Source organism: Halobacillus trueperi (assembly GCF_003386945.1).
GTDB classification, from domain to species: domain Bacteria; phylum Bacillota; class Bacilli; order Bacillales; family Halobacillaceae; genus Halobacillus; species Halobacillus aidingensis.
On record NZ_QUAE01000038.1, the window covers coordinates 1 to 13,561 of the forward strand.

General features: G+C 43.4%; 15 protein-coding genes. 12 read left to right on the forward strand and 3 right to left on the reverse strand.

The genetic code is table 11. The features are described 5' to 3' along the window. Positions 1 to 674: 674 nt before the first annotated feature. Entirely contained in the window at positions 675 to 1,313 is a 639-nt protein-coding gene (locus DYE48_RS21510) for a lytic transglycosylase domain-containing protein (protein WP_115825156.1), read from the forward strand. An 83-nt stretch (positions 1,314 to 1,396) separates the two neighbouring features. Here the strand turns inward: DYE48_RS21510 and DYE48_RS20460 are convergent, their stop codons facing one another. Continuing rightward, positions 1,397 to 1,948, reverse strand: coding sequence for an NADPH-dependent FMN reductase (locus DYE48_RS20460; RefSeq protein ID WP_089654712.1), 552 nt, complete (start codon positions 1,946 to 1,948; stop codon positions 1,397 to 1,399). Positions 1,949 to 2,265: 317 nt separating this feature from the next. On the opposite strand from DYE48_RS20460, the gene DYE48_RS20465 reads away from it, so the two are divergent. From DYE48_RS20465 to DYE48_RS21515, 6 genes are all read left to right on the forward strand, one after another. After that, a complete protein-coding gene (locus DYE48_RS20465; RefSeq protein ID WP_244199496.1) occupies positions 2,266 to 2,547 on the forward strand; it encodes a YkvA family protein in 282 nt (93 codons plus the stop codon). Positions 2,548 to 2,620: 73 nt separating this feature from the next. Further along, a complete protein-coding gene (locus DYE48_RS20470; RefSeq protein ID WP_115825158.1) occupies positions 2,621 to 3,037 on the forward strand; it encodes an organic hydroperoxide resistance protein in 417 nt (138 codons plus the stop codon). 148 nt (positions 3,038 to 3,185) lie between these two features. Next, a complete protein-coding gene (locus DYE48_RS20475) occupies positions 3,186 to 3,470 on the forward strand; it encodes an iron-sulfur cluster assembly accessory protein (protein WP_115825159.1) in 285 nt (94 codons plus the stop codon). A gap of 108 nt (positions 3,471 to 3,578) precedes the next feature. Further along, entirely contained in the window at positions 3,579 to 4,187 is a 609-nt protein-coding gene (locus DYE48_RS20480; protein ID WP_279629311.1) for a metal-dependent hydrolase, read from the forward strand. A gap of 723 nt (positions 4,188 to 4,910) precedes the next feature. Continuing rightward, positions 4,911 to 5,927 carry an AimR family lysis-lysogeny pheromone receptor gene (locus DYE48_RS20490; RefSeq protein WP_115825162.1) on the forward strand — a complete coding sequence of 339 codons (1,017 nt, stop codon included), beginning with the start codon at positions 4,911 to 4,913 and terminating at the stop codon, positions 5,925 to 5,927. 22 nt (positions 5,928 to 5,949) lie between these two features. Further along, positions 5,950 to 6,081, forward strand: a complete 132-nt coding sequence (locus DYE48_RS21515) for a hypothetical protein (protein ID WP_279629310.1) — start codon at positions 5,950 to 5,952, stop codon at positions 6,079 to 6,081. A 63-nt stretch (positions 6,082 to 6,144) separates the two neighbouring features. Here the strand turns inward: DYE48_RS21515 and DYE48_RS20495 are convergent, their stop codons facing one another. After that, the gene (locus DYE48_RS20495) at positions 6,145 to 7,653 is read right to left on the reverse strand and encodes a BCCT family transporter (protein WP_115825163.1); all 1,509 of its coding nucleotides are present in this window, start codon (positions 7,651 to 7,653) and stop codon (positions 6,145 to 6,147) included. 90 nt (positions 7,654 to 7,743) lie between these two features. Further along, on the reverse strand, positions 7,744 to 8,295 hold the full coding sequence (locus tag DYE48_RS20500; RefSeq protein WP_115825164.1) for a GNAT family N-acetyltransferase: 552 nt from the start codon (positions 8,293 to 8,295) through the stop codon (positions 7,744 to 7,746). A 125-nt stretch (positions 8,296 to 8,420) separates the two neighbouring features. Between DYE48_RS20500 and DYE48_RS20505 the strand changes: the two genes are divergently transcribed. From DYE48_RS20505 to DYE48_RS20525, 5 genes are all read left to right on the forward strand, one after another. Next, complete coding sequence (locus DYE48_RS20505) at positions 8,421 to 8,987, forward strand: nucleotidyltransferase domain-containing protein (protein WP_167449567.1); 567 nt, start codon at positions 8,421 to 8,423, stop codon at positions 8,985 to 8,987. 201 nt (positions 8,988 to 9,188) lie between these two features. Next, on the forward strand, positions 9,189 to 10,703 hold the full coding sequence (locus tag DYE48_RS20510; RefSeq protein ID WP_115825166.1) for a glycine betaine uptake BCCT transporter: 1,515 nt from the start codon (positions 9,189 to 9,191) through the stop codon (positions 10,701 to 10,703). 250 nt (positions 10,704 to 10,953) lie between these two features. Beyond that, positions 10,954 to 11,769 carry a DUF368 domain-containing protein gene (locus tag DYE48_RS20515; protein WP_115825167.1) on the forward strand — a complete coding sequence of 272 codons (816 nt, stop codon included), beginning with the start codon at positions 10,954 to 10,956 and terminating at the stop codon, positions 11,767 to 11,769. Positions 11,770 to 11,841: 72 nt separating this feature from the next. Beyond that, complete coding sequence (locus DYE48_RS20520) at positions 11,842 to 12,159, forward strand: thioredoxin family protein (protein WP_115825168.1); 318 nt, start codon at positions 11,842 to 11,844, stop codon at positions 12,157 to 12,159. Positions 12,160 to 12,214: 55 nt separating this feature from the next. Further along, positions 12,215 to 13,297 carry an FAD-dependent oxidoreductase gene (locus DYE48_RS20525; protein ID WP_115825169.1) on the forward strand — a complete coding sequence of 361 codons (1,083 nt, stop codon included), beginning with the start codon at positions 12,215 to 12,217 and terminating at the stop codon, positions 13,295 to 13,297. The last annotated feature ends 264 nt before the right edge of the window (positions 13,298 to 13,561 follow it).

Below are 13,561 nucleotides of genomic sequence, written 5' to 3' on the forward strand. Positions count from 1 at the left end.
AGCTTTTCGCATGCAGAATAGTGTGCTTAGGAGTTCATTCCCCTCCAATAACCATGTGCATAAAAGCAGCTAATTCCGAAAGTGGTTTCGAGATACTTAAATGGCAAAGGGGCGGAGGGGAATGGCGCTCCCGCGGAAAGCGAGCTATTCCCCGCAGCCCCATCCACTCAACAAAAGTCTCGAAACTGAGTGTTCCACAATCGGGAGCTTTAGTGAGATAAAAGAGGATAAAAAAAGCCCCCTTTTGAATGGGCAAAAGGGGGTGATGGTACGTGTCTTTTCATTGAAGGGAGACAGACCATGAAATCTACAGGTTATTTTTCCTGGCGGGGAAAAATAATAGGGTGATTCGACGTAAGAGACAAAAGAGAGTACTTTAGTAAGAAATGAATACAAATAAACAAAAAACCATGTGCAAAGTCGTGGACAACCAGCACGACAGCGCACGAGCACGATTCAGTATCTCTTTTGCTATTCCTTATTGTATCACCTTTTCCCTTGTTGCTGCTTTGGGAAAAAAACGTTCAAAAATGATAACTGAATAGAGGTTTTAAGAAAGGATTTTCTCAAGTTTTGACTACTATTGGTAAATTGTAAAATATATTCAGAAGAGTGATTGTTGAAAAAGCATGAATCTTGTACACTTGAACTATCAACTATATGGAGTGGAGCACATGGATGTCAGTAAAATCCAACTAATGATTCAAATGCAGGCCATGTCTATGTTAGGCAATCGGAATTCGAACACTTTTTCAGGCGGAATGCAGGATATGACGTTTCAAAGCCTGTTGAATGCAGCGATGGATCAATCGTTTCGTGCGAGCGGGCCTTCTGTGCCAAACCGCCTTACACAACCAGTGAGCAGCCTTACAGCTCAGCAAGTACCAGTCCCTGTGGAGAAAAGCCAGGAAGGGAATAACATTGCGGATGTAACTAGTGGAAACGCGGGTGTAGATCAGCTCATAAAGAAAGCCTCAGAGCGCTATGGGGTCGATGAAAAACTGGTAAGGTCCGTGGTGAAGGCTGAATCAAACTTTGATGCTGGTGTCGTCAGTCATGCAGGAGCTCAAGGGTTAATGCAGCTTATGCCCGCAACAGCAAAGGGCCTTGGCGTTACAGATCCATTTGATCCGGAGCAAAACTTAATGGGCGGGACAAAATATTTAAGGCAAATGCTCGATCGTTATGATGGAAATACCGAATTAGCGCTTGCTGCTTATAATGCCGGTCCTGGCAATGTAGACAAGTATGAGGGTGTACCACCATTCCGGGAAACGCAAAATTACATAACTAAAATACTCGGAAGAGCATAAAGGAGCGCGGGGTCTTATAAAAGAGCCCGCGCTTTTTAATATCGAAAGGAATATCAGCCTGTTTAACTGAAAAACGGTATTGCTTACTTATCTGGTTCAAGTTCCCGACTCATCTGCATGTATTGATTAAAGACGACCGTCATCTCTTTCAGGCGGTTTCGTACGTCTTCGTCTATGAGCTCTCCTTGAGTTGAAAAGTGATTCGTGTGTGTATATACGTAGTTCGGTGTTACCATGCACCGGAAATAATTCAGGATCGGTTTTAATTGATTTTCTACAACGAGGTGATGTTGCAAAGTTCCCCCATTAGCCACAATCGATACGGGTTTATAACGCATGGCAAGGGGCGATACTGCATCAAATACGTTTTTCAAAGTACCTGGGATCGATCCTTGAAAAACGGGAGTAGCGAGGACATAAGCATCGGCTTCTTCGATTTCATGGATTAATTTCTTCATATCATCATTGTACTCTTCCGCTGGGCGGCCATCTACGAATTGAAGCTCGTAGTCCTCGAGATCAACAATTTTTGTGGTGTGGTCCGTTGGCAGCTGTTGTATATATTTTTCGATTTCATCAAGGAGCGTCCGGGTCTTTTTCCCGACGATGGTTCCGTTCAATAGTAGGATCTTCATGACAACTTTCTCCCCTTCAATTTTCTTTGAGCTATGTTATCGTATGCAGAAATTAATAAAATGGGCTATGTAGCTAATGGTAGTATGTGTTGAGATGGCCCGATTATCTTATGAAATTCTGCATGGCGGGTACAGCTCGAAGTTCAACCGCCTTCCTTCATGGCAGGTAAGCGTGAATCACCGTAACGGTTGGAGTATATGTGGAATAGTCTCTTTTCTTTTCATGGTAAAGTATACGTCTTATTTAAGCAATTGTGAGGATTATGCTTGCTTCATGTCGGAATAAGAAGGGTATAATAGGGAGAGGAGGGAAGGCGATGATTCGTTTATGGCGAAGAATTAAGTTTCTGTTCAATGTCAGAAAATCTGTGCCGTTTCTCGTGCGATTTTTCAAATCAAAAGACGTGAGTGCCGGGAAGAAATGGTTTTCCGTTGTACTATTAGTGGCTTATCTTCTGTTCCCATGGGACGTCATCCCGGATTTCCTCGTATTTTTCGGTCTCGTCGATGACCTTGCTGTTTTCACTTACATCATGCAATGGATGGTGAAGATGGCACCTGCGGACTTGCAAAAGGAGTACCGCGTCTATGATGAATAGAAATGTTTAATCAACGGCAAGATGAGGAATGTAACTGTAGTAGATTCAATTATTAGTCAAGGAGTGATGGATAATGAGTAATGTAATGTTTACCGCACATGCAACAGCACAAGGTGGACGAAATGGCCACGTTAAGTCAGATGACGGTTTAATTGATTTGAACCTTTCCATGCCTGGTGAAGGTGATGAAAAAGGATCGAACCCAGAGCAATTATTTGCTGCTGGTTATTCCGCTTGCTACGATGGAGCACTAAACTTGGTTGCAAGTAAACAGAAGAAAGATATCGAATCTGAAATCACTGCTGACGTCAGCCTTTTGAAAGATGAATCGGACAATGGTTTTAAAGTAGGCGTTGTCCTTAATGTGAAAGTGAAAGGCGTTTCTCAGGAAGAAGCGGAATCACTTGCTGAGGAAGCTCACAAAGTATGCCCATACTCTAAAGCGACAAGTGGAAATATCGACGTTGAAATCAATGCGAGCGCCGTATAATAAATAATCTCTTCATCCCTGGTGGAAAATCCACCAGGGATTTTTATTTAGCTGAAGGGAAGAATAGCTAAAGCGTATGAGATGCGATTCGTATCACTACCAGGCGTGCTGGTAATTATGGTATTTTATAGTCGAAGGGGTGAAGTCGATGAAGATCACCGACCAAGCGAGAGATTTGTTGAATCAAATCTTAGAAGATGAAGATGCAGGATGCCTGCGCTTGTTTTTTGCTGGATACGGGTGTGGGGAACCAGATATAGGTATGACGATTGGTGAACCGGAAGGGGATGATGAACTTCATCACATCAATTCTATTCCCGTGGCCATAGACAGTAGAATTGCCCATATGACGGAAACTTTGACAATTGAAGGTAAGCAGACAATGGAAGGACCGAAGTTTCAGATGCTTGGACTTCCCGAAAAAGACTGTTGAATAGATGCCCACAGTTTTGTGGGTTTATTTTTATAGGAGCACGACCCGGATATGGGGCTCTCCATAGTGAAATGTACATAAGAAAAGAGGGGATCGCTACACATCATGATGGCATCAGGACACCAGGTTGTGGGCTTCACTTTCGGAGTGGGGGCAATGACATTACTCCCTACGTTCGAGTGGATGCCTGAACAGCCTCTCCAAACGGTTTTATTTTTTGTGTTTGTCCTTTTCGGCTCGCTTTTGCCGGATATCGACACACCTACATCTACCCTCGGCCACAAGTTTTGGCGAGGACTTATGACGGTCTTTACCGTCGCATTTCTTTGTTACTTGTTTGTTCCGGAGTATTTGGATACATATCGAGAACAACTTAAAATATTCGTCATGTTGCTTTTACCCATCCTCATTATGATTCGTGGACATAGAAAAATGACCCACTCCGTGTTGTTTGTCGGTTTACTCATCGGGTACGGCATTATCCTTGAACAAGCTTTCGCCATCCCCCGTATGTATATCGGAGGATTGATCATAGGAGTGGTTTCCCATTTGTTCGGGGATTACATAACGAAAAAAGGCATCCCATTGGCTTATCCTTTTTCCAAGAAATATTTACAGTTCATCTTTACCTTCCGAACAGGATCCAACAGCGAGCGTCTCATTGTCTACAGCCTGCTTTTATGGAACGTATGGTACCTCACCTCAAACATTTTCTGACACTACATTCAAGTAGTGTCTTTTTTCTATACCCAGTTTATTAAACAATATGGCAGGATTGTGTAAGACTCAGTTTCGAGATGCGGGGTTCGTTGCCATGTTGAGCGTCAGGGTGGCTGGGAAGCAACTCGCTTTCCTGTGGGGGAGCGCCGAGCTTCCTCGGACTTCGTCCTGCGGGATCTCGCCTATCTCCTTCTCCCACGGGAGTCTCGCAGCTTCCCAACCACCCCATACCATGAAAGTGAGAAACGAACCCATTTACTGGGGGAGGGTGCCTTCCACTATCCTGGTCTTATACGCAAAAAGCGCTCTATAACAAGCTTTTCGCATGCAGAATAGTGTGCTTAGGAGTTGATTCTCCTCCAATAACCATGTGCATAAAAGCAGCTAATTCCGAAAGTGGTTTCGAGATACTTAAATGGCAAAGGGGCGGAGGGGAATGGCGAGACTCCTGCGGGAAAAAAGTGCATGGTGAGACCCCGCAGAGCGAAGCTTGAGGAGGCTCACCGCGCTCCCGCGGAAAGCGAGCTATTCCCCTCCGCCCCATCCACTCAACAAAAGTCTCGAAACTGAGTCTTCAACTAAAGGGAGCGTATATGGAATATGAAGAGGTGGGTAAAAGGAAATATAATCCATAAATATTTCAATATCTTTAAGTTTTTATAGACATATTTTCGAAAATTCAATAAAATAGAAGAAAGATAGATAAGGAGGGCGAGTGTTTTGACAGATTATCAACTAATTGAACCGAGCCCATTGCGAAAGCTTCAAATGAGTCGCACTTCCTTTTTATATGATGCATACCTGGGTTACTTAAGGAAGTACCCTAGAAAAGATGCTGTCTTACAGACGAAAGACCACATCCTCTCCCAGTTCCCCACATCGATCGATGACCAAATAGTCTGTATGGAATTTTTTTATATGAATGATTTTTTTGAAGAGTTGTCTGTCATTACTGCTTCCCCTTACATAAATAAAGAGGCGGGGCACTTGTATCAGGTGATCCTGTCTCAGATGGGTAGAGATAAAAAGAAAAATTATTTGGATGAATTAAAAGATCTCCATTTTACACATCCATCGTTACGATGTCTTCATTTGTTCACCCTCGTTTATTCTTATCAAGATTTGAAAGTATTTACAGCCTTGGACAAGTATTTGGACGAATGCGATCAGGCGCTTCAGCAAGTAGACGAGCCTCTGATGTATTATTATTTGAATCAACGTTATCAAGAGCTGCTTTTTTATCATTATTGGAAGACCAATAACTCCATTCTTGCTAGCCGTTATGCATATAAAATGATCAACACAGAAGTATCTCCAAGAAGGAAGAGCCGCATGCATCATGATTTGGCGTTATGCCAGCTTTTTAATGGCTATGATTCTTCTATGGAATCGTTATTAAAGTCTATGGAAATTGCTGAAAAACATGGGCATTTACGTTTTTTGCAAACGGTGAAAAATCGCTCGCTTCCTTTCATATCTGCTTTTCATCAGGAAACAGAAGGGATATCTACCACAGATCCAGTAGAGCAAGCTCACCTTGCTTTAGCACGAGGAGATTATAAAAAGACTCAGGAAATCCTGCACTCCTTGCCATCACTCACGCCCTTTCAAGAAAGTTACTTGGGTCTGGCTAAAGGAAACAGGGAGATGCTCAAGCATTCCTATCATCGTTTCATCCATGAACAAGGGGATTACTTCTTTGCCCAACTTCCACTAGCATATTTAGAAAGAATATAAAAATAAATGGAGGTTTTCTTTTATGAAAAGGTTAGCCGGATTATTTCTTGTTCTTTTTCTAATCCTCGCAGGTTCATGGGGAATGGGAGAGATGAAGACCGCCCACGACCCAGGTGATGGAGGTTATTGGAGTATAGAGAATCCAGAAATCTAAAAGTTGGGATGAAACAGAAAAGGTGTCCTTCCGTGATTGGAAAAGGACACCTTTTTCGTTCAATTATTCTTTCTTTCTTTTGTGTCGTTCGGGCAGTGGTTCTTTTCGTATCATCTTCGTAAAGGCATAAACGAAGAGAATGATGATCACTGTAAACGGAAGAGCAGAAACGAGGGAAGCCGTCTGCAAGGCATCCAGGCCACCGGCAACCAGGAGCACACCCGCGATGGCTGCCATCAGGATACCCCAAATCACTTTAATGGCAAGGGCAGGGGTTAGGCTGCCATTGGTCGTCATACTTGCCAAAATGTATGTGGCTGAGTCAGCAGATGTGATCAAGAACGTCGCAATCAATAAAATCGATAAGAAGGATAAAATACCTGTAAGAGGCAGGTATTCATAGGCTTTAAAGAGGGCGACCGTCACATCATTGTTGACGGCTTCAGCAATCTTGGTTCCATTGTTCAAGTCACTGTTCAAGGCGGTTCCACCGAAAACGGCGATCCATAAGCAAGCAATCAGCGGTGGAACGACAAGGACGCCGAATATGAACTCTCTGATCGTTCGGCCGCGGGAAACGCGGGCAACGAAGGCCCCGACAAATGGAGACCATGCAATAACCCACGCCCAATAGAAAATCGTCCAATCCCGGAGCCAACTCCCTCCTTCATAAGGGGTCAACCTTAGACTATACCCCACAAAGTTCGAGATATAATCCCCGATTCCTAAGGTGAAACTATTTAAAATAAAGACAGTCGGACCAGCGAAGAAGACGAATAAAAGTAAAACTAAGCAAAGGGCCAGGTTCAAGTTACTAAGCCATTTAATCCCTTTTTCTAATCCAGTACTGGATGAAGTTAAGTATAAGACGAGCAGTACGCCTGTTATGATAAGCTGGATCGATGTACTATTCGGAATGCCGAATACCGCGTTTAATCCACCGTTCATTTGAAGGATTCCCAGTCCAAGGGAAGTCGCGATTCCCATCACTGTAGCGATGACGGCTAATGAGTCGATGGTGTACTTCACAGGCTTTGATTTCCCGAGTACGGGTTCAAGAGCTGTAGATACGAGACCATTCTTTTCCTTCCTGAATTGCAAGAAGCCAATAAGCAGCCCGACAATGGCGAAAACGGACCATTGGTTAATCCCCCAGTGGAAGAATGAATAGCCCATGGCCACACGCGCCGCATCCTCGGTTTGGGCATCCAAATCTGAGAAGGGGGTTTCGAAAAAGTGGCTCATCGGTTCTGCGACTCCCCAGAATACGAGTCCTACCCCGAATCCGGCGGAGAATAGCATTCCAATCCACGTAAAGAAAGGAAATTCAGGTTTTGAATCTTGAGGCCCGATTTTGATTTTTCCGTATTTACTCAGTCCGAGAGCAGCTAAGAATATGACAAAGCCGAAGACGGATATGAGATAAAACCAACCGAAATTAACAGTAGTAAATTCAAATAAGGCACCAGCAACTGTACCGAAGCCTTCAGGGTTGATCGCTCCTACGATGACTAGGACGGTGATGACGGTAGCGGAGATGAGAAAAACAGGGTTTTTAAGTTGATCTTTCATCGTGGACTCCTTTCATGAAACATGGATAGTAGATGAACATGAATTTAATGATCGATTTAGTTATTCCCTACATTTTCCTATGAAAAACATTTACAACTTGAATTCGGAACGAAGCATTCCCATGAGAATGGTGTCATAATAAGCGCCATCCACATATTCATTTTTTCTGAGTCGCCCTTCTGTCTGGAAGCCTGTTTTTTCATAGAGTCTTAGCGCTTGTGTGTTGCCGCTCCATGTGTCCAGTTGAACTCGTTCAAGGTTCAATGTGTAAAAGAGGTGTTTCAACAATGTTTGAATGATGTCGCTGCCATATCCACGTCCCCAATATTCTCTTTCCCCGAGGCTCAAACCGATTTCTGCTGTCCTTGTCACTGGATTGAGGTTGCTGTAGCTGCATTTTCCAATAGGCACTCCTGTACTCATCGTATAGACAATAAAAACACGTCCATTTTCCCAAAGAGGTTGTGCGGTGAGGTTTTTTTCATAAAAAGCTTCTATATCTTCTTGCGGGTTGTTATTTTGATAGGCGGAGTCGCTCCCATGTGCAAGGTTCGCTATTTCTTCATCATTCGCCCATTTAAATAAATGTTTCAAGTCGTCCTTTGAAACAGGACGGAGTTCAACAAGATTTCCTTTCAGCATATCCATTCCCCCATGTTTTAATCTATTTTCATCGTATAAGAAAACTTTTCTAAAAAGAAGAGTTGTCGCAGGATCGTGGTTATGAGATTTTAAACTCGGACAAAATGATGAAGAGGAGGTTTCGCATGTTTGAAAAATGTACAGAAGTCCGCCAATGGTTAAGTGAATTTGATAGTGAATGGATGTTTGCAGGAGGATGGGCCATTGACCTTCATATCGGAGAAGAAACGAGGCATCACGAAGATGTGGAAGTCGCCATTTTCCGTGAAGACCAACACGAATTATACGAAGCATTGAAATCGTGGGATTTACATGTCGTCAAAAAGAAGGATATCAAGCGTTGGGAAGGAGAGACACTTACACTTCCTGACCATGAAATCCATGCCTTTTCTCAAGAGGGCCATCGATTAGAAATTCTCCTCAATGAAAAAAACAAGCATCGCTGGCAGTTCAGAAGAGATCCCTTTATTACATTCGAAATCAGTCGTATGCATCTGCAGTCAGAACATGGGCATTCGTATTTGAACCCTGAAATTGTGCTTCTTTATAAATCAACCTATACAACAGAGAAAGACGCGGAGGACTTTCTTCACGTCTTCCCTTTCTTGAATGATCATCAGAAGGAGTGGTTGAAACAGGCGTTGATGCATCACCAGCCTGAACACCCGTGGCTGGAAGCTTTACTCTATTGAACGTTCATTCTAAGAAACTTATAAAATGATAAAAGCCCAGGAGACATCCGTCTTTTGGGCTATATTTATGTAGGGAATATTCGACGAATTGTTTATTTTTTCTCGGTTTGGGTATTCGATAAACATACATCGAACACTACCCCCTCGAATGAACATCCCCTTGTTTCGAAAATACGCACAAGTTTTGGAAAGGAGTTAACAATGAAAAAAGTCACTTCTGTTTTTTGGATTACATTAGCCATTGCGCTATTTTCAGTCGTTTGGGGTTCGGTTGCCCCCAAAAATCTTGAAAGTATCACAGGGAGTATCCAATCTTACATCTCTGTTCACTTTGGATGGTATTACTTACTGATCGTTACTGGTTTTGTGATTTTCTGTCTTTATATGATTTTCAGTCCTTATGGAAAAATGAAACTTGGAAAGCCTGCGGACAAGCCTGAATACAATTACGCGACATGGTTCGCGATGCTTTTCAGTGCCGGGATGGGAATCGGACTCGTCTTCTGGGGAGCAGCAGAACCGATCTACTTTTATGCCAATAATGCCCCGACCGCAGAGACGGGGACAGCGGCCGCTCTGAATGAATCCATGCGATTTGTGTACTTCCACTGGGGAGTTCATGCATGGGGAATCTATGCAATCGTTGCTCTAGTCCTCGCTTATTTCAAGTTCCGTCGAGGTTCACCAGCTTTAATTAGTTCAACACTCGAGCCCTTATTCGGAGATAAAATGAATGGGCCGTGGGGGAAAGTCGTCGATGTCATCGCCGTGTTTGCGACTATTGTCGGTGTAGCGACGACCCTTGGATTTGGTGCAGCACAGATCAATGGCGGTTTGACGTTCTTAACCCCCCTTGAAGATTCATTCGGTATTCAATTGCTCATCATTGCCGTCGTTACCGTTTTGTTCATGATTTCCGCTTATACGGGATTGAGTAAGGGGATTCGTTATTTAAGTAATACAAATATGGTTCTAGCTTTAGCCTTGCTTACCATCACGTTGATTGTAGGTCCAACGCTCTTCATTATGAACATGTTTACAGATACGATTGGTGCTTACTTACAAAACTTGCCGACCATGAGTTTCCGTCTTGCACCGAACAATGAAGAAAACCGTACATGGATCAACAACTGGACGGTTTTCTACTGGGCATGGTGGATTGCGTGGTCCCCATTTGTGGGAATCTTTATTGCTCGTGTTTCCAAAGGACGTACAATTAGAGAGTTTTTATCAGGAGTCCTACTCGTACCTTCTGTTGTAGGTTTTCTATGGTTTTCAACTTTCGGGTCTTCAGCGATCAAAGTCCAACAAGAGCAAGGAGGGCTTTCCGATCTAGCTACAGAACAAGTGATGTTCGGAACATTTGATAATTACCCACTAGGTTTGATCCTGTCGATTATCGCGATGGTATTGATTGGGACATTCTTTATTACATCCGCAGACTCTGCAACATTTGTATTGGGGATGCAGACGACAAATGGATCTCTAACACCACCTACGATGGTTAAATTCGTATGGGGAATTGTCCAGTCGTCCATGGCCGCTGTACTATTATATTCCGGTGGACTGCAGGCGCTGCAGAACGCACTCATATCCGCTGCCTTTCCATTCTCTTTCATCATGATTTTGATGGTCGTATCCTTATATAAGGCGATTCGAGCAGATAAAATCGCGCTTGATCGAGGGAAGGATAAAGAAGAAAAAACATCAGCCTAATCAGAAGGAACTTTCGCGATAAGAAGCGGAAGTTCCTTCTTCCATCAATCTTCTCATTTTGATAGAGCGTATTACATTTTAAGAGTGATAGATTCCTTGGATGCCTTTTTATTTAAGGAGTGTCGATAACAAAGGATTGGATTCAGGTTTGAACTCTTTGTGTTTTTTTTCATGAAAATGTATCATAAAAGCTTAGAGGAATCTGATAGAATAAAAAGGAAATGGGTTAGATATAAAAGGAGCCAGAGATATGTGGGAATGGAGAAATATTTATCGTGGGATGCTGATGGGAGCGAGTGATGTCGTTCCAGGTGTAAGTGGAGGGACGATTGCAGTCGTTCTCGGCATTTACGACCGTCTGATTGATGCCATCAACGGTTTTTTTAGTAAAGAATGGAGAACACATCTAAAATTTTTATTGCCACTTGGAATTGGAGTGGTTATCGCCATCGGTTTGATGGCCAACTTGATCGAGTGGTTATTTGAACACTACCCGGGGCCGACCCAGTTTTTCTTCCTGGGCTTGATTATCGGAGTGTTGCCGTACTTAACACATAAAGCAGATGTAAAGCATAATTTTAAAGCGAAACACTTTTTGTTACTACTGATCGGAGCTGTCTTAGTCGCCTCCATGGCATTTTTCCAGACAACAGAGTCTGAACCCATGCAAAACTTATCGTTTGCCGGATACATTCTGTTGTTTTTCTCCGGATGGATTGCCAGCAGTGCTATGATTCTACCCGGAATCAGCGGTTCATTTATTCTATTGATTATCGGAGTATATACGACCGTAACCTCAGGGATTTCTGATTTCAGAATTGATATCATCGCCGTTGTAGGTGCAGGAATCGTCTGTGGTATCGTTGTGATGAGTAAGATTGTGAAGTTTTTCCTTGAAAATTATACATCTGGGACCTTCGCGGTCATTATTGGTCTGGTTATTGGTTCTGTATTCGTTATTTTTCCTGGTGTGCCTGAAATGGGAGTGATGATGCTTGTCAGTATCATTGCATTCCTTGGAGGTTTGCTTGCTGCATGGCTATTGGGCAGGGTGGAATACAAGTAAGCCTGACGAAAGACAAATGTATACATTTTGGGTATGATAAGAAGTAGTTATTTATAAAGGAGATTGAGTTTGATGGAAGCCATTCATACAACGGATAAGTTCAACGAAACAATTGCAAGCGACCGTCCGGTCATCGTGAAATTCGAAGCAGACTGGTGCCCGGATTGCCGACGCATGGATATGTTTATTGGTGACATCCTAGAGGAATATAATGGATACGATTGGTATAATGTCAATCGCGATGAACTTCCAGAGGTCGCAGAAAAGTATGAAGTGATGGGGATTCCAAGCATCCTCATTTTTAAAGATGGTAACAAAAAAGCCCATCTTCATAGTGCGAATGCTAAAACTCCAGAAGAAGTAGAGGAGTTTTTACAAGCAAGTCTGTAAAGTACGCGTCCACATGGTCCTGCCATGTGGGCGTTTTCTGTAAGGAGGTGCTCTCTTGTCAAAAAGGTTATTGCTCATTGGCGCAGGTCATGCTCACTTGGAAATATTAAATCGGTTGCGGAATGAAAGTTGGAGGCAGGTCGATGTTTGTATGATTACACCTTCGCCTTATCAGTACTATTCAGGAATGTTTTCAGGATACACAGAAGGTCTTTATTCTGAAGAGGATATTCGTGTTGATATTCGTCAGTTAGCGAATGCAGCCAACGTCCATTGGATTCCGAAGAAAGCAGCCTTTATAAAACCGCAACAAAAAAAGATCGTGTGTGAAGATGGATCTGTTTATCCCTTTGATGTCGTAAGTTTCGATATTGGCTCTAAAAGTTTACCCTTATCGTTTGAGGACTCAGCTGCACGAACAATTAAGCCGAATTACGAATTTACAGATCAGATTAGAACGTTGAGAGAGACGACAAAACCGTTGATTGTTGGGGGTGGTGCGGCTGGAACAGAGCTTGCCATGGCGATCCAAGCTTATAAGGATAAACACAAAATCCCCGGCCAAGTCCGTGTGATTACGTCTGATCGAATACTTGCTGATGGACCGAAGTGGGTCTCAGCAAGATTGAAAAAGTTACTGGAGAAAAAAGGGGTCCGTGTCTGGCAGAACGAACGTGTCGAAGAGGTTTTTGAAGAATTCGTCAAAACGGACAACGGAAATCGAGTTCGCCATACGGGTGTATTATGGCTGGGTGGAGCCATTGGAGATCCAATTTTCGAAAAGTCGTCACTCGCCATAGATGAACGTTCCTTCGCACTTGTACGATCGACCCTGCAATTCCGTGACTATGATTACATCTTTGGTGCTGGTGATTGTGTCACAATGATTGATTACCCGAGCCTTCCGAAAAGTGGTGTGTATGCCGTAAGACAGGGGCCGGTCCTTTGGAAGAACTTGAAAAACTACCTTTCCGGTTTACCACTGGACTCGTTCGTTCCACAAAAGAATGCCCTTTATATTCTATCCACAGGCGGGAAGAAAGGGTTTCTTGTGTATGGACCGGTCAGTTCGCACAATAAGAAGGCGTGGCAGTTGAAAAATAAAATTGATCGTGAATTCATGGCTAAATATAAGTAAAAAGAGTCTTTGAAGCGTCCCCTCCGGACACTCTCAAAGACTCTTTCTTTTTTCAATAAAGCCCCCTATTCTTGAAGACTCAGTTTCGAGATGTCTTCGGGTTTCGTTGCCATGTTGGGCGTCAGGGGTGGCTGGGAAGCTACTCGCTTTCCTGCGGGGATGACGGCAAGCCTCCTCGAGCTTCGCTCTGCGGGGTCTCGCCAGTCAATCCATTCCCGCGGGAGTCTCGCAGCTTCCCAACCACCCCATTCGATGTAGGTGAGA

Excerpts from the sequence above, each read along its gene's own strand:
- DYE48_RS21510 (WP_115825156.1), top strand. The coding sequence starts at position 675 with ATGGATGTCAGTAAAATCCAACTAATGATTCAAATGCAGGCCATGTCT.
- DYE48_RS20460 (WP_089654712.1), bottom strand. The coding sequence starts at position 1,948 with ATGAAGATCCTACTATTGAACGGAACCATCGTCGGGAAAAAGACCCGG.
- DYE48_RS20465 (WP_244199496.1), top strand. The coding sequence starts at position 2,266 with ATGATTCGTTTATGGCGAAGAATTAAGTTTCTGTTCAATGTCAGAAAA.
- DYE48_RS20470 (WP_115825158.1), top strand. The coding sequence starts at position 2,621 with ATGAGTAATGTAATGTTTACCGCACATGCAACAGCACAAGGTGGACGA.
- DYE48_RS20475 (WP_115825159.1), top strand. The coding sequence starts at position 3,186 with ATGAAGATCACCGACCAAGCGAGAGATTTGTTGAATCAAATCTTAGAA.
- DYE48_RS20480 (WP_279629311.1), top strand. The coding sequence starts at position 3,579 with ATGGCATCAGGACACCAGGTTGTGGGCTTCACTTTCGGAGTGGGGGCA.
- DYE48_RS21515 (WP_279629310.1), top strand. The coding sequence starts at position 5,950 with ATGAAAAGGTTAGCCGGATTATTTCTTGTTCTTTTTCTAATCCTCGCA.
- DYE48_RS20495 (WP_115825163.1), bottom strand. The coding sequence starts at position 7,653 with ATGAAAGATCAACTTAAAAACCCTGTTTTTCTCATCTCCGCTACCGTC.
- DYE48_RS20500 (WP_115825164.1), bottom strand. The coding sequence starts at position 8,295 with ATGCTGAAAGGAAATCTTGTTGAACTCCGTCCTGTTTCAAAGGACGAC.
- DYE48_RS20505 (WP_167449567.1), top strand. The coding sequence starts at position 8,421 with ATGTTTGAAAAATGTACAGAAGTCCGCCAATGGTTAAGTGAATTTGAT.
- DYE48_RS20510 (WP_115825166.1), top strand. The coding sequence starts at position 9,189 with ATGAAAAAAGTCACTTCTGTTTTTTGGATTACATTAGCCATTGCGCTA.
- DYE48_RS20515 (WP_115825167.1), top strand. The coding sequence starts at position 10,954 with ATGTGGGAATGGAGAAATATTTATCGTGGGATGCTGATGGGAGCGAGT.
- DYE48_RS20520 (WP_115825168.1), top strand. The coding sequence starts at position 11,842 with ATGGAAGCCATTCATACAACGGATAAGTTCAACGAAACAATTGCAAGC.